The organism is Pseudomonas sp. RW409, from assembly GCF_003184125.1.
Lineage (GTDB): Bacteria > Pseudomonadota > Gammaproteobacteria > Pseudomonadales > Pseudomonadaceae > Aquipseudomonas > Aquipseudomonas chlororaphis_I.
Map to the genome: position 1 here is coordinate 568,668 of NZ_QHHP01000004.1, position 19,997 is coordinate 588,664.

A 19,997-nucleotide genomic window follows, 5' to 3' on the forward strand; every position below is an offset into this window, starting at 1 on the left:
TTCTGTAGAAGCGAGCTTGCTCGCGAAAAGACCTCAAGCCTTGACCGCTTCCGTCTCCAGCACAGGCTCAGCCTTGCCCGCCGGTCGATAGAGAATGAAGTAGTACGCCCCCAGGCAGATCAGCCAGCAGAAGATCGCGGTCCAGACGTTGTGGGAGAAGAAGTGCGCACCCTGCAGCATGCGCCCGACCGAGAACACCGTACCGAGGGCAAAGGCGAACACCAGCGCCTTGCGCGCCAGGCGCGGGCGGCGGTCACGCAGGACAAAAAACAGCGCGAACAGGGTGAAACCGGTGGCGGCATGGCCGCCTGGCCAGCAGCGACCGGGCTTGTCGGTCGCTGGCCGGGGGCTGAGCAGTTCGCTGTAGGTTTCCTTGCCGCCGAACTCCTTCAGGCTCCACGGGCACTGCACGGCGGTGACCGCCTTGACCGGGGTGACGAACGCGGTGGCCAGGCCCAGGGACAGCACCAGGCAACCCAGTTCGCGCTTGAACGGCTTGAGACGCGGGACGAAGAAGGCGCCGATGAAGCCGACGATGGCCAGCACCGAAAAGACGATGACCGCCTGCTTGGCCCGGTCATGCAGGATATTTTCCAGGAAATAACTGTGGCCGCCGATGAAACCGCCAGCGGCGGGGTCATAAAAGTAATGGGCCAGGTCCATGTCCAGGGAGGTCAGTTCAAGCAGCAGCAAGCTGACGGCAGCCAGGGCGGGAACGCCCAGGCAGATCCACCAGTTCAGCGCTCTGGAGGCGGGGCGGGCGAGGGTCGGAGCCATGGAAAGTCCTTCGAGGGAAGCGTTGCGGTCGCGGGTTCCCGCGGAGTCTGGAGCCGCCCTTGTCGTCAGCGTGTGAACCCTGGGTGAAAAACTCGTCAAGGCCCTGGAACCCTGCGGCGGCGTTCGCCGCGGGAGATTGAACAACCCTAGCCGTCAGCCACGCTTGGCCTTAAGCTGCGCGAGCCAAGACGGCCGTAACTGTGTGCGGAGAGAGTGCCCATGCGAATTCTACTGGTTGAAGACAACCGCGATATTCTGGCCAACCTGGCCGACTACCTGGGGCTTAAAGGCTACACCGTGGACTGCGCCCAGGACGGTCTGTCGGGCCTGCACCTGGCCGCCACCGAACATTACGACCTGATCGTGCTCGACATCATGCTGCCGGGGATCGATGGCTACACCCTGTGCAAGCGCCTGCGCGAGGATGCCCGCCGCGATACGCCGGTGATCATGCTCACTGCCCGCGACCAACTGGACGATCGCCTGCAAGGCTTCAAGTCCGGGGCCGACGATTACCTGGTCAAGCCCTTCGCCTTGTCCGAGCTGGCCGCGCGGGTCGAGGCAGTCATGCGCCGCACCCAGGGCGGCGGGCGCCGGGCCCTGCAGGTCGGAGACCTGAGTTATGACCTCGACACCCTGGAAGTCACCCGCGAAGGGCGCCTGCTCAAGCTCAACCCGGTGGGCCTGAAGTTGCTGGCGGTGCTGATGCAGAAGAGCCCGCATGTGCTGCGCCGGGAAATTCTCGAAGAAGCGCTGTGGGGCGACGACTGCCCGGACAGCGACAGCCTGCGCAGCCACGTCCACCAATTGCGCCAGGTGATCGACAAGCCGTTCGGCAAACCGTTGCTGCATACCGTGCACGGTGTCGGTTACCGCCTGGCCGAGGGTCGTGATGGAGTTTAAGCAAAGCCTTTCCCAGCGGATCATCATCGCCTTTGCGCTGATGAGTGCGCTGGTCGCTGGAGCCTTCGCCCTGGGTATCGTGGCGACGGTGCACCTGGTGGAAGAGAAGCTGATTTCCGCGGGCCTGGGGGGCGACCTTCAGCGTCTGCTGTTGATGGACAACGTTTCCGACTGGAGCCACCGTCCCGAGCCGGACCAGCTGTTTTACTTCAGCGGCGGGCGCGGCGACTTCGAGCTGCCCAAGGATCTGCGACATCTGGATCCGGGCTTTCATGAGGTGTTCCGCGAACAGCTGTCGTACCACGCCATGGTCGAAGTGGTCGACGGTCGGCGCTACGTGCTGCTGCAGGATCAGAGCGATTTCGAAGAGCGCGAACGGGTGCTCTTCGCGGTGGTGCTGGTGGGCTTCGTACTGAGCCTGGCCTTGGCGGTGTTCCTTGGCTGGGTACTGGCGCGCCGGGTCATGGCGCCGGTGGTGAGACTGGCGCGCCAGGTGCGGCATCGCGACCAGTTGCTGGGGCTGGCGCCGCCGTTGGCACCGGACTACGCGGCCGACGAAGTCGGGGAGTTGGCGGTGGCCTTCGACGCCACCCTGGGGCGCCTGCGCCAGGCCCTGAACCGCGAGCGCCTGTTCACCAGCGATGTCAGTCACGAACTGCGTACGCCGCTGATGGTACTGGCCAGCTCCTGCGAGCTGTTGCTGGAAAACCCGGCGATCGACCAGCGCGGCCGGGCCCAGGTCGAGCGCATCGCCCGGGCATGCGGCGAGATGCGCGAGCTGGTGCAGACCTTCCTGATGCTGGCCCGCGCCCAGCGCGAAGACGGCGGTATGTCGCCCCAGGCGACCTTGAGCCAGGTGGCCGAGGACCTGGTAGGCCTGTGGGGCGGACCGATCCGGCAAAAGGGCCTCGAGCTGATCTTCGACGCCGGCCAACCGCTGGACACCCGCTATAACGCCACCTTCCTGCACGCGGTGATGGGCAACCTGCTGCGCAATGCCTTGCACTACACCGAGCAGGGCTTCATTCGCTTGAGCCTGGAACCCCGCGGTTTTGTGGTCGAGGACAGCGGTGTCGGCATTCCCGAGGAGAAACGCGAGGCGATGTTCGAGCCCTTCGTGCGCGGCAACGAGAAGCGCGGCGAGGGCCTGGGCCTGGGCTTGTCGCTGGTGCAGCGGATCTGCGAGGACCAGGGCTGGAGCGTCAGCCTCAGCACCATGGAGCCCAACGGTTGCCGGTTTCATGTCGAGTTGAACCGCCGCACGGCATGACGGGTCTCTATGGCTTCAGCGTGGGCCGTCAGGTCGGGAAATTTCCTGGTTGATGGCCCCAGGCCACCCGTGAGAGCCTGTAAAACCCTGAAATATTTCCACTCTGGACCGGACGAAGTTTTCACAAAGACATGACCTGACGCTGACAAGCCGCTGCCTAAGGTGGGGGCCATCAGATTCAGGAGACTGTGTGATGGCGACCCCGATCAAGCTGGAATTTTCCGAGAAGTACGACGAACAACACGCTCAGGAGTACCTGCTCAAACATCAGGATGGCGTAGCGCGCCGAATGTCCCACAAGCGTGACGAGCAGTTGGCGCGTGCGGCGCTGGCCATGGCTGGAGAGCCGGGCCTGGTGCTTGACCTGCCCTGTGGGGCCGGGCGTTTCTGGCCGTTGCTGGCGGAGAAACCCAATCGCGTGATCATCGGGGCGGACAACTCCGCGGCGATGTTGAGGATCGCCACGGTGGCGCAACCGGCCGAGGTGGTGAAACGGGTACAACCCTTGCAGACCTCTGCCTTTGACATCGACTTGCCGGACAACGCCGTCGACAGCATTTTCTGCATGCGCCTGCTGCATCACATCGGCGAGTCGTCCCATCGCCTGGCTCTGCTCCGGGAGTTCCAGCGGGTTACCCGGGATAGCGTGATCGTTTCACTGTGGGTCGATGGCAACTTCAAGGCCTGGAAGCGCAAGCGCATGGAAGTCCGGCGCAAGGAGGAATCCGGGCAGGAAGGTTACCAGAACCGTTTTGTGTTACCGGCTGCCACGGTTGAAGAAGAATTCAAGCAGGCCGGGTTTCGCGTTCAGGATCATCTGGACTTTTTTCCGCTCTACGCCATGTGGCGAGTCTACGTATTACGCAAGAGGTAACAGGATGGCCGTTGAATGTGCACCGGGAATGGAAGTCGCTGCTGCGGACCGTTTCGACTACTTCTGGAATCAGCAGGGGGAGTGGGTCGAAGAGCCCAATCAACGTCGAGGCGGGGAAAGTGGCGTCCAACGTATTCCGGGCACTGACGGGCGTGTGCTGTATGCCAAGCGCCAGGTCGGCCATATCTATCGCAGCTGGTTGCACCCCTTCGGCCGTCCTACGGTGCTGCGCGAGCAGGATGCGCTCAAGGGCCTGAGCCAGCTCAATGTGGAGGTGCCGCACCTGGTGTTCTGCGGTGCGCAACGTGATTCCCAGGGCCAGTGGCGTGCCTTGCTGGTGACCGAGGCGCTGGACGGCTTCGTGGAAATCGACCATTGGTACGCCGCTGGCGAACGCGAGCGCCACGGCGAGGCCCTGCACGAGCGTGTGCTCAAGGAGCTGGCGGCCACGCTGGCGCGCATGCACCGGGGCCGCTGGCAGCATGGCTGCCTGTATAGCAAGCATGTGTTCGTGCGGGTCATGGGCGAGGGCGAAGCGGCGAAGGTGGATATCGCACTGCTGGATTTCGAGAAATGCCGCCAGCGCCTGACCGCTAAACGGGCTGCCGCCCATGACATGAAACAATTACGTCGCCACTCGTCGTGGAGTACCACGGACTGGGACAAACTCAACTATTTTTATAGGACGGCGTTTGGCAGCGCTATCAAAGGCTTATAGTGATGAAGCTCGAAATTGCACGAGGTTTGTTTTTAGTAGGAGCCTTGGCAGTTGCATCCTTGGCTGTGGCTGCCTGGGAGCAGCCACGCATGGAAGTTCTCAGCACGGCGCAGGGTGATGCGCATTGCCCGTTGCCACGGGTCGTCAAGACGACCCAGGCAGCCCAACCCGATCGTGATCTTTTGTTGTTCATGTTCGGCCTGACTCAGGGAATGAGGCCGCAAAGTTGAAGACCATCAAGCCCGATAAAAAGGCCTCGCATCGCGAGGCCTTTTTTATTGCCTGTGTCCTTCACTTGTCCGGTCTGGCCAGCAGGGTGTAGATGCAGGGCAGCACGAACAGGGTGAACAGGGTGCCGATCGACATCCCCGTGGCGATCACCGTGCCGATGTCGAACCGGCTGACCGCGCCGGCACCGGTGGCCAGGATCAGCGGCACCATGCCGAAGACCATCGCCGCGGTGGTCATCAATACCGGCCGCAGGCGAATGGCCGCGGCGGCTTCCACGGCCTCGCGCGGCGTCAGTCCCTGGTCCTTGCGCAGCTGGTTGGCGAACTCGACGATCAGGATCCCGTGCTTGCTGATCAGGCCGATCAGGGTCACCAGCCCGACCTGGGTATAGATGTTCATGCTCGACCAGCCGAGAAACAGTGGGATCAAGGCCCCGCAGATCGACAGCGGCACCGTTACCAGGATCACCACCGGATCGCGGAAGCTCTCGAACTGCGCCGCCAGCACCAGGAAAATGATCGCCAGCGCCAGGCCAAAGGTCACCCACAGCGCGCTGCCTTCCTGGACGAACTGTCGCGAGGCCCCGGCATAGTCGAAGGCGTAGCCCGGCGGGGCTTCTTCCTCGGCGATCTGGCGCACGGTATCGATCGCTTCACCCATGCTCACGACCGGGAACCCGGAAATGGTGGCGGCGTTGAGTTGCTGGAACTGGTTGAGCTGCCGTGGCCGGGCCCGATCATGGACGCTGATCAGGGTCGACAGCGGCAGCGCCTCGCCCTTGGCGTTTTTCACGTAGTAGTTGTTCAGCCATTCGGGGTTGTCGCGATAAGGCCGTTCGACCTGGGCGATGACCTTGTAGCTGCGTCCCTCGATGGTGAAGCGGTTGATTTCCGCCTCGCCGAGCAAGGTGGCCAGGGTCCCGCCCAGGTCCAGCATCGACACGCCCATCTGCGCCGCCTTGGCGCGGTCGATGTCGACCACCACTTCCGGCTTGTCGAAGGCCAGGTCGATATCGACGAAGGCGAACTTTCCCGACTCCATGGCGCGCTTCTTCACTCGGTCGGACAGTTCCAGCAACGACTCGTAATCGTTGGGGCTGTTGATGATGAAGGCGAACGGCAGCCCTTCGCCGGTGCCCGGCAGGGACGGCAGGTTGAAACCGAAGACCTGCAGCCCGGCAATGCCCGCGAGCCTGGCCTGGACCTCGGGCAGGATCTGCATCTGCGTGCGGTCGCGCTCGTTCCAGGGCTTGAGCAGGAAACCGCCGATACCCGATTGCACGCCGTTGAAGCCGTTGATCTGGAACGAGGAGTAGTACTCGGGGAACGTCTTGAAGATCTCCAGGAACTCGTCGGTATAGGCGTTGAGGTAATCCAGGTTGGCCGGCTGGGGCGCGGTGGCCATCATGAAAATGATGCCCTGGTCCTCGTCCGGGGCCAGTTCCGATTTGGTGAACATGAGCAGGACCGGGATCAGGCACAGCACGATCAGGGCGAACACCAGCACCACCGGCCGGGTGTTGAGGGTGCCATGCAGCAGGCTCTGGTAGCGGCGCTTGAGGCTTTCGAAAATCAGGTCGAGACGGTGGGCCAGGCCGCTGGGGTTTTCGTCGTGGCGCAGCAGCAGGGCGCACATCATCGGCGACAGGGTCAGGGCGACGATGCCGGAAATCACCACCGCGCCGGCCAGGGTCAGGGCGAACTCCTTGAACAGCGCCCCGGTGAGCCCCTGCAGGAAGCCGATGGGGGCGTAGACCGCGGCCAGGGTGATGGTCATCGACACCACCGGCATGGCGATTTCCCGGGCGCCTTCGAGGGCCGCGTCCAGTGGCGTCTTGCCTTCCTCGATATGGCGGTGGATGTTTTCCACCACCACGATGGCGTCGTCCACCACCAGGCCGATGGCCAGCACCATCGCCAGCAGGGTCAGCAGGTTGATCGAGTAGCCCATCAACTGCATGAAGAACATCACGCCGATCATCGACAGCGGAATGGTCACCACCGGGATCACCACCGAACGCAGCGCGCCGAGGAACAGGAACACCACCACGATCACGATCAGCACGGCTTCGAACAGGGTCTTCACCACCTCGTTGATCGAGGCCTGGATGAACAGCGTGGCGTCGTAGGCGATCTCCAACTTGAGGTTGGGCGGCAGCTGGGCCTCCAGCTCCGGCATGATCTTGCGCACTTCCTTGATCACGTCCAGCGGGTTGGCATTGGGGGTCGCCTTGATGCCGATGTAGACCGAAGGGATGCCGCCAAAGGAGCTGATCGCGTTGTAGTTCTCCGCGCCCATCTCGACCCGTGCCACGTCGCTGAGCAGTACCCGGCTGTCGCCCTCGGTCCGCAGGGGAATGGCGGCGAAGGCTTCGGCGGATTTCAGCTCGGTGCTGGCGTTGATGCTGGTGACCACGTACTCGCCCTTGACCTCGCCGGCCGCGGACAAAAAGTTGTAGCGGCGCACTGCGCTGGTCACGTCGCTGGCGCTCAGGCCGTAGCCGGCGAGCTTGACCGGGTCCAGCCACAAACGCATGGCGAACACCTGGTTGCCGAGGATCTCGGCCTCGGCCATGCCCGGCAGGGTCGCCAGCTTCGGCTGGATCACCCGCGACAGGTAGTCGGTGATCTGCGGGTTGTTCAGCTCCTGGCTGAAGAAGCTGATGTACATCAGCGCCGAGGCGTCGGCGGCTTCCTTGCTCAGCACCGGGTCCTCGGCGTCCTGGGGCAGCTTGTTTTTCACCTCGTTGGCCTTGGCCAGCAGCTCGGTGAACAGGCGGTCGCTGTTGGCGCCGATACGGGCGTAGACCGAGATCACCGAGAAGTTCTGGCGACTCACCGAGGTCATGTAGTCGATGCCCTCGGCACTGGCCAGGCTCTGCTGCATCGGCTGGGTGATATAGCCCTGGATGGTCTCGGCGTTGGCCCCGGGGTAGGCGGTGGTGACCGTGATCAGGGCGTTCTCCATCTGTGGGTACTGGCGCAGCGGCAGTTTGCTCCAGGCCTGGAAACCCAGCAGCACGATCAGCAGGCTGACCACGGTGGCCAGCACCGGACGACGGATGAACGGATCTGTAAAAGCCATGAGGATTCCTTGATCAGTTCGTGCGTGGCTGGCCGCTCTGTTCGGTGGGCAGCATCTTGTCCGGGGTGATGGCGATGTGCGCGCCATGGTCCAGCTTGATCTGCCCGCCGCTTACCACCTGTTCGCCGTTGCTCACGCCCTTGTTGATCAGCACCAGGCCGTTGCGCCGTTCGCCGGTTTCGATGAAACGCCGCTCGGCGATCAGCACCGGCTGGCCCTTGTCGTCTTTCTCGGGGCTGCCATCGGCGGCCTTTTTCTCGGCCACCACGTACAGCGAGTTACCGTACAGGGTGTAGGTGATGGCGCTTTCCGGTACCACCACCCGGGGCTGCGGATCGGGCAGCAGCACCTGCAGGTTGGTGAACATGCCCGGCAGCAGCTTGCCGTCGGGGTTGGCCAGGGTGGCGCGCACCTGCACGTTGCGCGTGGTGTCTTCGACCTTGGGGTTGATGGCGCTGATGGTGGCGGTGAACTGTTCCGCCGGGTAGGCGGCGACCATCACGCTGACCGACTGGCCCAGGGCGATTTTCGGCACTGCCTGTTCCGGGACGAAGAAGTCCACGTACAGGCTGCTGAGGTCCTGCAGGGTGGCGATCACCGTGCCGCTGGCCAGGTAGTCGCCGACGTCCACATGGCGAATGCCGATGGTGCCGCTGAAGGGCGCGATCAGGCGTTTTTTCGCCAGCGCCGCCTTGAGCTGATTGACCGTGGCCTTGTTCTTTTGCAGCACCGCCGACAATCGATCGTATTCGCCGCGGGAAATCGCCTGGCTGCCCACCAGCTGGCTGCCGCGGCCATAATCAAGCTGGGACAGGCCCAGGTCGGCCTTGGCGGTTTCCAGCAGGGCGCTTTCCACGTCGCTGTCGAGTTGCAGCAAGGGCTGGCCGGCCGTGACCTTCTGCCCGGATTCGAATTGCAGTTCCTTGACGGTCCCGGCCACTTCCAGGCTGAGGTTAACCCCTTGCAGGGCCTTGAGGGTGCCGACCGTGGGCAGGCGGGTTTGCCACGGTTGTTCGCGAGCCGTGGCCACGGCCACGCTGATCGGCGGCTTGGGCACCGAGAAGAGCTTGACCTGCTGATAGATGGAGAAGGCCTTGTAGCCTGCCAGCAACAGCACGATCAGCAGGACGACACCCAACATGATAAACATGCGGCGACGCAGCATATTCCGGTTCCTTGGAAAACGAAGCTGGGAAAACCAAGCTGATTGCCGGAGACATTACTCCGACTTTCCGGGGGCTTCCAGATGACAATCCGGTCATCCGGAGTCCTGTTTTCCAATCCTGCGTGGCGGTGAAAACTAGACCAGGTGCAAATGGTTGTCCCAGAGCCCTGCCGGCAAATCCAGGGGCTTTGCCACCAGTTGTTTCTGGCGGCAGTCGTAGAAGCGGCAACGCCCCTGGCCCGAGGTCACGACAAAACCATCGGCCACCGCACCGACTCCGGCACAGTCCGGCAAGGGCGCGTCCAGGCGCACTTCGGCGCTGTCCAGGTCCCAGATGAAAAAGCGATTGCCGCGCGGAGCGGTGAGGGCCACCAGGCGCAGTTCGCTGTGCACCGCGACGCTGGCGGTGTAATGCCCCATCGCCTGCAACTGGTGCTCGGCCACCGGGAAGGCCTGGAACGGCTGCCCCGGACGCTTGATCGCCAGCAACTGCGAGGACTCATGGGCATCGCCCATGAACTGCTGGCCGGTGACTATGGTGCCGTCGCCGGCGATGCCCATGTGGCGCACGCTGTTCATCTGCTGGGCCAGGGTTTCCTTGCTCAGCAGGTTGCCGTCGCGCTGCATCAGCACCAGGCTCGGTTCCATGGCGTTGAGGTTCATCTCGACGCGGCTTTCCGCTTCGGTGCGAATCCCGCCGTTGGCCACCACCAGGGTTTCGCCGTCCGGCATCCACGACACCTGGTGCGGGCCGATGCCGTGGGTCGGGATCTCGCCGCTGTGCACCAGGCGTTCGCCCTCGAACCGGTACACCCCGAGCAGGCCGCGACCCGGATCGCTTGTGTCGTTCTCGGTGGCGTACAGCCAGTCGCCGCTCTTGTGGATCACCGCGTGGCCATAGAAATGCCGGTTGGGTTGCGAGGCCAGGGTTTGCAGCAAGGCGCCGTCACGCAGGTCGATCAGGTAGCTTTCGGTGCCCGGACGGCGGGCGACGAACAGGGCGATCGGCAGCGTCGGGTGGTTGATGATGTCATGACAGCGTTGACCGACCTGGGTGGCGAACACTGGCTGGCCATCCAGGCGATAGCCGACGGCGTAGTGCTTGCCGTCGCCGTCATCCCGCGCCGAGAGCAGCAGCGGGCCCTGGTCCTTGTGCTTGAACAGCGTCCAGCCACCCAGCGTGACGGCGCTCAGCAGCAGGCTGCCGAGTGCCAGAGCCTGACGTCGCAGCATGATCAGTCACCGTCGTTGGCGTTGAAGCCCAGTTGGATGCCCAGCGCCTTGGCCAGTTCGCCTTCGTGCAGGCGGTGGACGACGTTGAGGCTGTCGTAGATATCGTTCAGTTGCTGGCGGCCGGCGTCGTCGGCCAGCAGCTCGGTCAGCGAGCGCTGGGTGCTGGCGAACAGCTTCAGCGAGGCGGCGTAGGCGGCGTCGATCTTGTCCGCCAACGGCTTCTGCTCGGCCGGCAACAGGCCGCGCAGTCCCTTGTTGTCGACCCCGGCCCAGACGGTCTGGGCCGCGGCGAGGCTGGCTTCCAGGCTCTGCATGGACGACTGGCTGCGCCAGGCGTCGGCCTGGAACGGCTGCGGAATGCCCTTGCTCTGACGGCCCATCGGCGTGCCGAGCTTCTTCTTCAGGGTGTCCAGCGCGGTGACCTGGACCCGCAGCAGATCGGCGATGGCCTCATGGGAGTCGGCGTAGCGCTGGTTGGGGAACTTGCTCAGTTGCGCGAGCATGCCGTCGCTGGTGTTCCAGCGCGACAGGATCTCTTCGGCGAGCTGTTTCTGGCGTTCGCCAATGGCGCTCAGCAGTGGGCAGTAGCGGGCTTTCTGCGCGCTGTCGGCCATGTCGATCTTGGCGTCGAACAGGATGTACTCGTAGGCCGAGAGGCCCTGTACCACGACACTGGATTTGGCCAGGGCGGCGGCGTCGATCTGCGGCGTGGCGGTGACCAGCTGTTCGACCTGACGGCCGACCAGGTTCTTCTTGTCCGGCCAGAACTGCACCTGCCAGGAGCGGTTGCCCTCGGCCAGCGGGCCGATCAGCAAGGGTTGCAGTTCGGCCCAGGCTTTCTGCGCGTGCAGGAAGTCGGCACGGGCGGTGTCCAGGCTTTGCTTGCCCTCACAGAAGGCCAGGGCGCTGATCGCCAGCTGGCGGTCGGCTTCGACCCAACGGCTGTAGGTCGGCAGGATCACCTGCTTGGCGATGGCCGCCGAGGTCACGGCTTGTGGGTCCTGCGGCGAGCAGGCGCCCAGGGCGAGCGCGGCAAGGCTGGTGAACAACAGCTTGGGACGGAACATGTTCGGGCTCCCGGTTCTTGTAGGAAGGCGTTAAAGAGAATTCAGGAATGCCAGCAACGCAGCGCGCTGCTCGGCATTGAAGGATAAAACCTGTTGCTGCGCCGCCCGGGCTTCGCCGCCATGCCAGAGCACGGCTTCGAGCAGGTTGCGGGCGCGGCCGTCATGCAGGAACTGGGTGTGGCCACTGACCGTTTGCGTCAGGCCGATCCCCCACAGCGGCGGCGTGCGCCAGTCGCGGCCGCCGGCCTGGAATTCGCTGCGATTGTCGGCCAGGCCTTCGCCCATGTCGTGCAGCAGCAGGTCGCTGTAGGGGCGGATCACTTGATTGGCCAGCTCGGGTTCCGCGGCATCGACGGCGGTGGTGAATTGGGGGGTATGACAGGACTGGCAGCCGGCCTGGTAGAACAGGTTCTTGCCGGCCAGGACTTGTGGCGAGCCAACATCGCGGCGCGCCGGCACCCCGAGGTTGCGGCTGTAGAACAGCACCAGGCGCAGGATGTTGTCGCTGACTTCCGGTTCGCCATCCGGCCCGTTGCCATTGGGGGCTTGCTTGCAGGCGGTCTGGGCGTCGGTGCAGTCATCGAAGGGTCTCAGGCGGGTGGTCAGGCCCATATCACCAGAGAACGCGTGAACATTTTGTTGATTGAGGTTGGGTTGTCCGGCTTTCCAGCCAAAACGCCCGAGTACGGTCTTTTGCTGGGCGTCGTCCCAGACCCGGTTCGGCCGGCCGGCGATGCCGTTGCCAGCCTTGGCCTGCGCTTGGGCATTGGCCAGGATCGCCGCCTCGGGGATGGCTTCGAGCAGGCCCAGGCCGATCATCGGTGGGGCCACGCGCGCCGAGAAACGGGTGTCGGGATGCATCGGGCCATAGCCGAGCTGGGTGATCTGCAGCTTCGGCTTGCGCAGTTCGACTTCGCTGCCGTCCTTGAAACGCAGGGTCAGCGGTTCGTACTCGACCCGCACCTTGCCTTCCGGGGCGACACCAGGCACCGCCATGTCCTGGAACTGCCCGCCGTACACCGGCTCGGGCACTATGCCCAGCTGCTCGATGATCTTGGCGTAGGCCGGCTCATTGGGGATCGACAGGCGCACCAGCATCGACACCGCGTTGTCCGAGTCGGGCGTCGGCGGGTGGCCGCGGCCGTCCTTGATATGGCAGTTCTGGCAACCGTTGGTATTGAACAGCGGGCCCAGGCCGTCGCGGGCGGTGGTGGTCGAGGGGGCGATCACCCAGGGGCTGCGAAAGAAACTGTTGCCGACGCTGAAGTCCAGGCGCCGGGTCGGCGACAGGTTGGCCGACGGCATGGAAAAGGCGTTCTGGTCGCTCTTGCGCACGGTCGCTTCACCGCCGGAACGCGCTTCGCCCGGCTCGGCCTGGGTAAAACGCGGGGCGTCATCGCAGGCGCTCAGGCTCAAGGCCATGAACAGCGCAGACCAGCGAAGCAGCGATCGGGGCATCGGATATCCTGCAGGACGAGCAAAACAAGGGCGCAAAGTCTAACAGGGCAGGGGAGTTTGAATAAGAGGAATTATCGTTCCGCTTGACCTGAGGCAAGCGCGGAGCACCCGCTTGTAGCCGCTGCCGAAGGCTGCGCTCGCCACCGAAGGGGGCGCAGGGTTTCAAGATCGCTGAAGGCCTGCGGCCTTATCGCAGCCTGCGGCAGCGGCTACAGGCCAGGCACAAAAAAAGGCGACCCGAAGGTCGCCTTTTCATTCCCGCAACGCTGATCAGAACTCGTGATCGGCGTTGTCCGGGTTCAGGTCGCTGATGCCCAGCTTGCCCGCAGCCTGTTCGATCGAACCGGTCTGCTTGACCAGCGCGGCGATGGCGTCACGCACGATCTGGTTGCCCGCGTCGTTGCCGGCGGCGATCAGCTGGTCGTAGTGCTCACCCTTGTTGGCGTGATCGACCATGACCTGGATCTTGGCTTCGGTGGCGGCCAGGTCGGCTTTCAGCGTGGTATCGGCGGCCGGGTCGATTTTCGCTACCAGCGACGACAGGCTGGCGCCGGTCAGCTTGGTACCGTCGACGCGGGTGTACTCGCCCAGGTACACGTTGCGAATGCCCTTGGCATCGTAGAAGTGCGAGTTGTGGGTGTTGTCGCTGAAGCAGTCCTGCTCGTCTTCAGGGGAGTTGGCTTCCAGGGACACCTTCATGCGCTCGCCCGCCAGTTCGCCCAGGGACAGGCTGCCCATGCCGAACAGCATTTTGCGCAGGCCGCTTTCAGCAGGTTCCGCTTCCAGGGTGGCGCGGTAGTTGTCGGCCACGTTCGGTTTCCAGTTGCCGACCATTTCCTCCAGGTCGTTGACCAGCAATTGGGTCACGGCTTTCAGGTAGGCACGGCGACGGTCGTTGTGGCCACCGGTGGCGCCGGCGCCTTCCAGGTAGTCGGAAGCCGGGCGGTTGCCGGCGCCAGGGCCGGTGCCGTTCAGGTCCTGGCCCCAGAGCAGGAATTCGATGGCGTGGTAGCCGGTGGCGACGTTGGCCTCGGAACCGCCCAGCTCGTTGAGGCTGGCGAGTTTTTCCGGGGTGATGTCTTTCACGTCGACCTTGTCTTCGCCGACCTGGACTTCGGTGTTGGCGATGATGTTGGCGGTGGCGCCCGGGTTACCCAGTGCGTGCTCGTAGGACTTGTCGACGTAGTCGATCAGGCCTTCGTCCAGCGGCCAGGAGTTCACCTGACCTTCCCAGTCGTCGACGATGGTGTTGCCGAAGCGGAACACTTCGCTCTGCAGGTAAGGCACGCGAGCGGCGACCCAGGCAGCCTTGGCGGCTTTCAGGGTGTCGGCGTTGGGTTTGGCGAGGAAGGCGTCGATTGCGGTCTGCAGGGTCTTCGCGGTGGATTCGGCATCGCTGTATACGGCGAAGACCATGTCGGCGTAATGCGCGACAACCGCCTTGGCCGCCGCTTCATCGACCTTGCCGGCCGCAGGAGCGGTGGCCGGGGCTGCGGTGCTGGCGGCTGGAGCAGCGGCTTGCGGCGCGGCAGCCTTGTCTTTGCCTTCGCCGCAACCGGCGAGGGAAATAGCGATGGCCAACAGACTGGCGGTAGCCAGAGGCATACGAATCATGGCGAACATCCTGCTTCGAGAGAGGGGTGGACTGGCGCGAGGGGCGCGCAAAACTGCGACATAATGCGAAAGATTTGCATTATGTGTAAAGGGTTGTGGTTGTAAATATTTCCTATTCAGGAAGCGATTGCGCTGGATCAGGCTTAGGCGCGCAATCGGGCTTTCAGAGGATGGCCGCGTTACTGCGCTGGGCCTGTTTCAGGTAGGCGCTCAGCTCCCGTGCCGGCAGGGGTTTGCTGTAGTGATAACCCTGACCTTCGTGGCAGCCTTCGGAGATGATGTAGGCCTCCTGCTCGGCGGTTTCCACGCCCTCGGCGATCACCTGCATGCCCAGGCTTTTGCCCAGCTGGATGATCGCCCGCACGATGGTCGCATCGTCGTCGTCATCCAGCAGGTCCTGGACGAAGCTCTTGTCGATCTTGATCTTGTCCAGCGGCAGGCTCTTGAGGTAGCTCAGGGACGAGTAGCCGGTGCCGAAGTCGTCGATGGCGATCAGCGCCCCTGAGCGGCGCAGGCTCAGCAGGTGCTGGGCGGCGGTGCTGATGTCTTCCATCAGGCCGGTTTCGGTGACTTCCAGCTCCAGGCTGCGCGGTGGCAGGCGGTAGATCTGCAGCAGGTTGTTGACCACCCGCGGCAGCTCGGCGTGGTGCAGTTGCACGGTGGACAGGTTGACCGCCATGCGCAGGTCGCTGAAGCCCAGGTCATGCCATTCGCGCAACTGGCGGCAGGCCTGGTCCAGCACCCATTCGCCGATGGCGATGATGGTGCCGTTCTGCTCGGCCAGGGGGATGAACAGGTCCGGCGGGACGAAGCCGTGTTCCGGATGCTGCCAGCGCAGCAGCGCCTCGACCCCGACCACCCGATGATCGCGGTAGCTGATCTGCGGCTGGTAGACCAGGTGGAACTGCTGGCGGGTCAGGGCTTCGCGCAGGTCCTTCTCCAGCTCGCGGCGCCGGCGCATCTCGCTGTCGACACTGGCGATGTAGAACTGATAACGGTTGCGCGACCGGCTCTTGGCCAGGGTCATGGTCTGTTCGGCTTTCTGCAGCAGCTTTTCGGTGCTGTCGCCGTCTTCCGGGAACAGGGTGATGCCGATGGTGGCGCGCAGGCGGATTTCCTGATGGTCGAGGGCGAACGGCGCTTCCAGGTCGTCGAGAATGCTCTGCGCCAGTTCGGCGGCTTCGTAGGGTTGTTCGATGTCGGCCTGGACCAGGGCGAACTGGTCGCCGCCGAGGCGGGCGAGGGCGCCCAGGCGACCGCTGTGGGCCCGCAGGCGATCGGCCAGGGCCAGCAGCAACTGGTCGCCGGTCTGGTAGCTGAACTGTTCGTTGATGCCCTTGAAGTCGTCGAGGCCGACACAGAGCACCGCGACCCGGCGTTGCAGGCGGCCGGCATCGATCAGGATCTTGTCCAGTTGCTGCTGCAACTGCTGGCGGTTGGGCAGGCCGGTGAGGAAGTCGTACTGGGCCATGCGCAGCAGGCTGTTTTCCGCTTCATGGCGCAGGTGCGTGTTGCGCTCGATCGACGCCAGCAACTGGTTGGCGGTATTGATCCAGATCCCCAGCTCGTTTCGCTCGTGGCCCTTGAGTAAGGGAATCTGATGCTCGCTGGGGCGGTCCGGATTGATGGTGGTCAGGTGCTCGATGATCCGCGACAGCGGCTTGGTCAGCAGCCAGTGGTAAACCAGATACAGCACCAGGCCCATGGCCAGGGCACGCAATACGCCGGAAATGAAAATGATCACCGAACTGACGATGAAGCCCTGGCCGTAGGTGGCCGTGTCGAGGGTAATGCTCAGGTCGCCGTAGTATTCGCTGTAGGGGCCACGACCCACCAGTTGGGTGGTGAAGGTGCGCTCCTTGCCGAGGATCAGGTCGGTCAGCCAGCGGCTGGGAGATGTCTGCAACTCACGGGTTTTTTCCGCGAGCATGGTTTCGTTGGGATGGCCAATGGAGGCCATGCGCACGGCATCGTCCTGGAACAGGCCTTCGATGACTTGCATGCCCATTTCGCGGTCCAGGCTGTAAACGGCCTGGGTCGAGGGGTCGCGAAACATGTCGAGAATGCGCTGGGCATCATTAGCGACCGCCTGCCGAGTCTTGTAAGCATCGAAGACGATTTGTGCGCAGCTCAGAACTACGCCCACTATCAGTGCCGACAGCAGCACAACCCGGAGCAACTTCACCGACAAGCTGTTTTTGAGTTCCAGCTTCAAAGGGTTATTCCTTGTTCCGTGCGTGTAGCGTCAAGTTGCCATGAGTATTGGCAATCCCGTGATGGCAGTCAAAGGGACAATCAGGCCCAGGATATTTCACCTGTAGGCTTGGCTGGAATGCCGGGAGCCAGCCTATCCGCGCTTATCGGTTATATGTCGGTAGCCAAGCCTTGCAACTTGAGGGACGGCGGCGATTTTTTACCTGAGCGGATGTTAGCGCGCCGGGCTGGCGCGGCAAGCCGGCCGCTTGCCGGTAAAACGAAAAAACCCGGCAATGCCGGGTTTTTTTGACTGCAAACGGGCTTAGGCGACGAAGGTCTTGCCTTCGAACTGCTCGGCCACGAATTTCCAGTTGACCAGGTTCCAGAACGCTTCGACGTACTTGGGACGCAGGTTGCGGTAGTCGATGTAGTAAGCGTGTTCCCAGACGTCGCAGGTCAGCAGCGGGGTGTCGCCGCTGGTCAGCGGGTTGCCGGCGCCGATGGTGCTGGCCAGGGCCAGGGAACCGTCAGCCTTTTTCACCAGCCAGCCCCAACCGGAACCGAAGGTGCCGACGGAAGTCTTGGTGAATTCTTCCTTGAACTTGTCGAACGAACCGAAAGCCGCGTTGATGGCCTCGGCCAGTGCGCCGGTTGGTTGACCGCCAGCGTTTGGCGCCAGGCAGTTCCAGTAGAAAGTGTGGTTCCAGACCTGAGCGGCGTTGTTGAAGATACCGCCCGAGGAAGACTTGACGATCTCTTCCAGGGTTTTGCCTTCGAACTCGGTGCCTGGCACCAGGTTGTTCAGGTTCACGACATAGGTGTTGTGGTGCTTGTCGTGGTGGTATTCCAGAGTTTCCTTGGAAATGTGCGGCTGCAGGGCATCGTGTGCGTAAGGCAGCGGCGGCAATTCGAAAGCCATGGTGATTCTCCTAATCAGGTCAGTTGCGGTGGGCGCAAGGCCGATCACGGGCGGCCAGACAAGCGCCGGGGAGTTTGTACTCTTTGCGGCGCAGGGTTCGGATCATAGCACCGGGGGTGCGGCATAACCACGCAACAACTGTGTGGGATAGAGGTTCCAGAGCCTTTTGGAATAAATCATGCGGCGCTGAGGAGTTGAATCGCGACACTGAACATCATCACTGCCACCAGCAGGTCGAGAATGCGCCAGGTGCTCGGCCGTGCCAGCCATGGAGCCAGCCACGCGGCGCCGAGGGCGAGGGTGAAAAACCACAGCAGCGAAGCGCTGGCCGCGCCGACCACATAGGCGCCGGGTTCGGTCTGTTGCGCGCCCAGCGAGCCGATCAGCAGCACCGTGTCCAGGTACACATGGGGGTTGAGCAGGGTCACCGCCAACGCGCTGAGCAGCACCGCGCGCAGCGAGCGGACGGTCTGGTTCTCGCCCTGCTGCAGGCTCTGTTTGGAGCAGGCGCGACGCAGGGCCTGGCTGCCGTACCAGATCAGGAACGCGGCGCCGCCCCAGCGGGCAACCGCCAGCAGCGTCGGGCTCTGCGCCAGCACCGTGGCCAGGCCGAATACCCCGGCCGCCACCAGCAACGCATCGCAAGTCACGCACAGCACGGCCACCGGCAGGTGGTGTTCACGGCGCAGGCTCTGGGCCAGGACAAAAGCATTCTGGCTGCCGATCGCCATGATCAGCCCGGCCGCTACCAGCAGCCCGTTAACGTAGCTCTGCCACATGTCGTTTACTCCTCGCCCGCCGCCAGTTGCCGCAGTACGTGCATGGCGCGCTCGGCATCGGCCTTACCGACAAACAGATGATCGTGGTAGTAGCCGGCGATCACGTTGCAGCTGATCCCGGCCTTGCCCAGGGCGCTGGCGAACGCGGCGGTCAGGCCGACGGCTTCCAGGGCCGAATGCACGTTCAGGGTGATCCAGGCCGCGACGTAGTCGAAACCCAACCCCAGGCGTTCGGCTTGCTGGCGCTCGAGGATCACCGTGAGCCCTTCCTGCTCGCGAAAGCTGCCCAGTACGTCGGTGCCCTCGAGCAGCGCGCGATCGGCGATGGAGCAGAACACGTAGTCACCGGGGTTGAGCTGCGGGCTCATGCTGCGCAGCAGGGTATCGAGGGAGGTTTCGCCAGCCATGAAAAAGGTCCTTGAACGAGAAAGCATGCTGGCTATTCTCCGGTTGCAGGCTGTATAAGAAAAACCAATATTACTGATCGCTCATTAGGAAAACTGATGTTCGACTATAAATTGCTGTCCGCCCTGGCCGCGGTGATCGAACAGGCCGGATTCGAGCGTGCCGCGCAGGTGCTGGGGTTGTCGCAGTCGGCCATTTCCCAGCGCATCAAGCTGCTCGAGGCGCGGATCGGCCAGCCGGTGCTGGTGCGGGTCACGCCGCCGGCGCCGACGGAAATCGGCCGGCGCCTGCTCAACCATGTGCAGCAGGTACGCCTGCTCGAACGCGATCTGCAGAGCCAGGTGCCGGCCCTGGACGAGGAAGGCTTGCCGGAGCGTCTGCGCATCGCCCTCAACGCCGACAGCCTGGCCACCTGGTGGGCTGAGGCGGTGGGTGACTTCTGTGCCGAGCAGCACTTGCTTCTGGACCTGATCGTCGAAGACCAGACCGTCGGCCTCAAGCGCATGCGGGCCGGGGAAGTGGCGGCCTGTGTCTGTGCCAGCGAGCGGCCGGTGGCGGGCGCCCGCAGCGTGCTGCTGGGGGCCATGCGCTACCGCGCCCTGGCCAGCCCGGCGTTCCTGGCGCGGCATTTTCCGCAGGGTGTGCAAGCCGAGCGCCTGGCCCGGACGCCGGCCCTGGTGTTCGGCCCGGACGATTTTCTGCAGCACCGCTACCTGGCGGCGCTGGGGGTCGATGGCGGGTTCGAGCATCATCTGTGTCCCTCGTCCGAGGGCTTCATCCGCCTGACCGAAGCCGGCCTGGGCTGGGGGCTGGTGCCCGAACTGCAGGTGCGCGACCAGTTGGCGCGGGGTGTGTTGGTGGAGCTTTTGCCAGATAAGCCGATCGATGTGCCGCTGTACTGGCATCATTGGCGCAATGGTGGCCAACTGCTGGGCCTGCTCACCGAGCACCTGGCACGTTCTTCGGCGCAATGGCTGGTGCCGTTGGCGTGACACCAGGCGTCAAGGCATCAGGCAATAGCGTTAAGCAATACATAGTGCGACAGGCATGAAACACGAAAGCAATCGGAGCAAGTCATGAAAATTCTGGTCACCGGCGCAAGCGGCTTCATTGGTGGACGCTTCGCGCGTTTTGCCCTTGAGCAGGGCCTGGATGTACGGGTCAACGGGCGTCGGGCCGAAGGTGTGGAGCATCTGGTGCGGCGTGGAGCCGAGTTCGTCCAGGGTGACTTGAGCGATGCCGACCTGGTGCGCGACCTGTGCCGCGATGTCGATGCGGTGGTGCACTGCGCGGGGGCGGTGGGG

17 protein-coding genes and 1 pseudogene are annotated in these 19,997 nt (G+C 63.6%); 7 read left to right on the forward strand and 11 right to left on the reverse strand.

Features of this window, described 5'->3' with window-relative positions; genetic code table 11:
- Positions 1-33 precede the first annotated feature (33 nt).
- Positions 34-777 (reverse strand): phosphatase PAP2 family protein, encoded by a 744-nt coding sequence (locus DK261_RS05225; protein ID WP_038634760.1) that lies wholly within the window; start codon positions 775-777, stop codon positions 34-36.
- Positions 778-996: 219 nt separating this feature from the next.
- On the opposite strand from DK261_RS05225, the gene colR reads away from it, so the two are divergent.
- From colR to DK261_RS05250, 5 genes are all read left to right on the forward strand, one after another.
- Positions 997-1,680 (forward strand): two-component system response regulator ColR, encoded by a 684-nt coding sequence (gene colR / locus DK261_RS05230; protein ID WP_009050537.1) that lies wholly within the window; start codon positions 997-999, stop codon positions 1,678-1,680.
- The gene (locus tag DK261_RS05235) at positions 1,670-2,950 is read left to right on the forward strand and encodes a HAMP domain-containing sensor histidine kinase (protein ID WP_009050536.1); all 1,281 of its coding nucleotides are present in this window, start codon (positions 1,670-1,672) and stop codon (positions 2,948-2,950) included. The genes colR and DK261_RS05235 overlap by 11 nt, the downstream gene beginning before the upstream one ends.
- A gap of 193 nt (positions 2,951-3,143) precedes the next feature.
- Positions 3,144-3,824: a class I SAM-dependent methyltransferase gene (locus DK261_RS05240; protein WP_009050535.1), complete on the forward strand. Its 681-nt coding sequence runs from the start codon at positions 3,144-3,146 to the stop codon at positions 3,822-3,824.
- 4 nt (positions 3,825-3,828) lie between these two features.
- Positions 3,829-4,542: a lipopolysaccharide kinase InaA family protein gene (locus DK261_RS05245; RefSeq protein ID WP_028683272.1), complete on the forward strand. Its 714-nt coding sequence runs from the start codon at positions 3,829-3,831 to the stop codon at positions 4,540-4,542.
- Positions 4,543-4,544: 2 nt separating this feature from the next.
- Positions 4,545-4,772, forward strand: coding sequence for a hypothetical protein (locus tag DK261_RS05250; RefSeq protein WP_016703355.1), 228 nt, complete (start codon positions 4,545-4,547; stop codon positions 4,770-4,772).
- Between the two features lie 61 nt (positions 4,773-4,833).
- On the opposite strand, the gene DK261_RS05255 is transcribed toward DK261_RS05250, so the two are convergent.
- The 10 genes and pseudogenes from DK261_RS05255 to DK261_RS05300 all read right to left on the reverse strand — a co-directional run bounded on the left by DK261_RS05255 (position 4,834) and on the right by DK261_RS05300 (position 18,695).
- A complete protein-coding gene (locus tag DK261_RS05255; protein ID WP_009050532.1) occupies positions 4,834-7,857 on the reverse strand; it encodes a multidrug efflux RND transporter permease subunit in 3,024 nt (1,007 codons plus the stop codon).
- Positions 7,858-7,870: 13 nt separating this feature from the next.
- A complete protein-coding gene (locus DK261_RS05260) occupies positions 7,871-9,022 on the reverse strand; it encodes an efflux RND transporter periplasmic adaptor subunit (RefSeq protein WP_009050531.1) in 1,152 nt (383 codons plus the stop codon).
- Positions 9,023-9,157: 135 nt separating this feature from the next.
- Entirely contained in the window at positions 9,158-10,255 is a 1,098-nt protein-coding gene (locus tag DK261_RS05265; RefSeq protein ID WP_038634757.1) for a DUF1513 domain-containing protein, read from the reverse strand.
- Positions 10,256-10,257: 2 nt separating this feature from the next.
- Complete coding sequence (locus DK261_RS05270) at positions 10,258-11,322, reverse strand: imelysin family protein (RefSeq protein WP_028683269.1); 1,065 nt, start codon at positions 11,320-11,322, stop codon at positions 10,258-10,260.
- 30 nt (positions 11,323-11,352) lie between these two features.
- Positions 11,353-12,780, reverse strand: a complete 1,428-nt coding sequence (locus DK261_RS05275; RefSeq protein WP_110175356.1) for a di-heme oxidoredictase family protein — start codon at positions 12,778-12,780, stop codon at positions 11,353-11,355.
- Positions 12,781-13,050: 270 nt separating this feature from the next.
- Positions 13,051-14,394 (reverse strand): imelysin family protein, encoded by a 1,344-nt coding sequence (locus DK261_RS05280; RefSeq protein WP_009050527.1) that lies wholly within the window; start codon positions 14,392-14,394, stop codon positions 13,051-13,053.
- Positions 14,395-14,550: 156 nt separating this feature from the next.
- A pseudogene (locus DK261_RS05285) lies at positions 14,551-16,609 on the reverse strand (putative bifunctional diguanylate cyclase/phosphodiesterase); the annotation flags it as partial.
- A gap of 303 nt (positions 16,610-16,912) precedes the next feature.
- A complete protein-coding gene (locus tag DK261_RS05290) occupies positions 16,913-17,509 on the reverse strand; it encodes a superoxide dismutase (RefSeq protein WP_007929765.1) in 597 nt (198 codons plus the stop codon).
- 176 nt (positions 17,510-17,685) lie between these two features.
- Positions 17,686-18,288 carry a LysE/ArgO family amino acid transporter gene (locus tag DK261_RS05295; protein ID WP_016703358.1) on the reverse strand — a complete coding sequence of 201 codons (603 nt, stop codon included), beginning with the start codon at positions 18,286-18,288 and terminating at the stop codon, positions 17,686-17,688.
- Between the two features lie 5 nt (positions 18,289-18,293).
- Positions 18,294-18,695 (reverse strand): ACT domain-containing protein, encoded by a 402-nt coding sequence (locus DK261_RS05300; RefSeq protein WP_009050524.1) that lies wholly within the window; start codon positions 18,693-18,695, stop codon positions 18,294-18,296.
- A 96-nt stretch (positions 18,696-18,791) separates the two neighbouring features.
- On the opposite strand from DK261_RS05300, the gene DK261_RS05305 reads away from it, so the two are divergent.
- Together DK261_RS05305 and DK261_RS05310 are read left to right on the forward strand one after the other, a co-directional pair.
- A complete protein-coding gene (locus DK261_RS05305; RefSeq protein WP_009045339.1) occupies positions 18,792-19,685 on the forward strand; it encodes a LysR family transcriptional regulator ArgP in 894 nt (297 codons plus the stop codon).
- A gap of 84 nt (positions 19,686-19,769) precedes the next feature.
- On the forward strand, positions 19,770-19,997 hold a 228-nt coding region (locus DK261_RS05310), incomplete at its 3' end, for an NAD(P)-dependent oxidoreductase (RefSeq protein ID WP_218278171.1).

Excerpts from the sequence above, each read along its gene's own strand:
- DK261_RS05250 (WP_016703355.1), top strand. The coding sequence starts at position 4,545 with ATGAAGCTCGAAATTGCACGAGGTTTGTTTTTAGTAGGAGCCTTGGCA.
- DK261_RS05240 (WP_009050535.1), top strand. The coding sequence starts at position 3,144 with ATGGCGACCCCGATCAAGCTGGAATTTTCCGAGAAGTACGACGAACAA.
- DK261_RS05300 (WP_009050524.1), bottom strand. The coding sequence starts at position 18,695 with ATGGCTGGCGAAACCTCCCTCGATACCCTGCTGCGCAGCATGAGCCCG.
- colR (WP_009050537.1), top strand. The coding sequence starts at position 997 with ATGCGAATTCTACTGGTTGAAGACAACCGCGATATTCTGGCCAACCTG.
- DK261_RS05290 (WP_007929765.1), bottom strand. The coding sequence starts at position 17,509 with ATGGCTTTCGAATTGCCGCCGCTGCCTTACGCACACGATGCCCTGCAG.
- DK261_RS05280 (WP_009050527.1), bottom strand. The coding sequence starts at position 14,394 with ATGATTCGTATGCCTCTGGCTACCGCCAGTCTGTTGGCCATCGCTATT.
- DK261_RS05225 (WP_038634760.1), bottom strand. The coding sequence starts at position 777 with ATGGCTCCGACCCTCGCCCGCCCCGCCTCCAGAGCGCTGAACTGGTGG.
- DK261_RS05305 (WP_009045339.1), top strand. The coding sequence starts at position 18,792 with ATGTTCGACTATAAATTGCTGTCCGCCCTGGCCGCGGTGATCGAACAG.
- DK261_RS05255 (WP_009050532.1), bottom strand. The coding sequence starts at position 7,857 with ATGGCTTTTACAGATCCGTTCATCCGTCGTCCGGTGCTGGCCACCGTG.
- DK261_RS05275 (WP_110175356.1), bottom strand. The coding sequence starts at position 12,780 with ATGCCCCGATCGCTGCTTCGCTGGTCTGCGCTGTTCATGGCCTTGAGC.
- DK261_RS05245 (WP_028683272.1), top strand. The coding sequence starts at position 3,829 with ATGGCCGTTGAATGTGCACCGGGAATGGAAGTCGCTGCTGCGGACCGT.
- DK261_RS05265 (WP_038634757.1), bottom strand. The coding sequence starts at position 10,255 with ATGCTGCGACGTCAGGCTCTGGCACTCGGCAGCCTGCTGCTGAGCGCC.
- DK261_RS05260 (WP_009050531.1), bottom strand. The coding sequence starts at position 9,022 with ATGCTGCGTCGCCGCATGTTTATCATGTTGGGTGTCGTCCTGCTGATC.
- DK261_RS05235 (WP_009050536.1), top strand. The coding sequence starts at position 1,670 with ATGGAGTTTAAGCAAAGCCTTTCCCAGCGGATCATCATCGCCTTTGCG.
- DK261_RS05295 (WP_016703358.1), bottom strand. The coding sequence starts at position 18,288 with ATGTGGCAGAGCTACGTTAACGGGCTGCTGGTAGCGGCCGGGCTGATC.
- DK261_RS05270 (WP_028683269.1), bottom strand. The coding sequence starts at position 11,322 with ATGTTCCGTCCCAAGCTGTTGTTCACCAGCCTTGCCGCGCTCGCCCTG.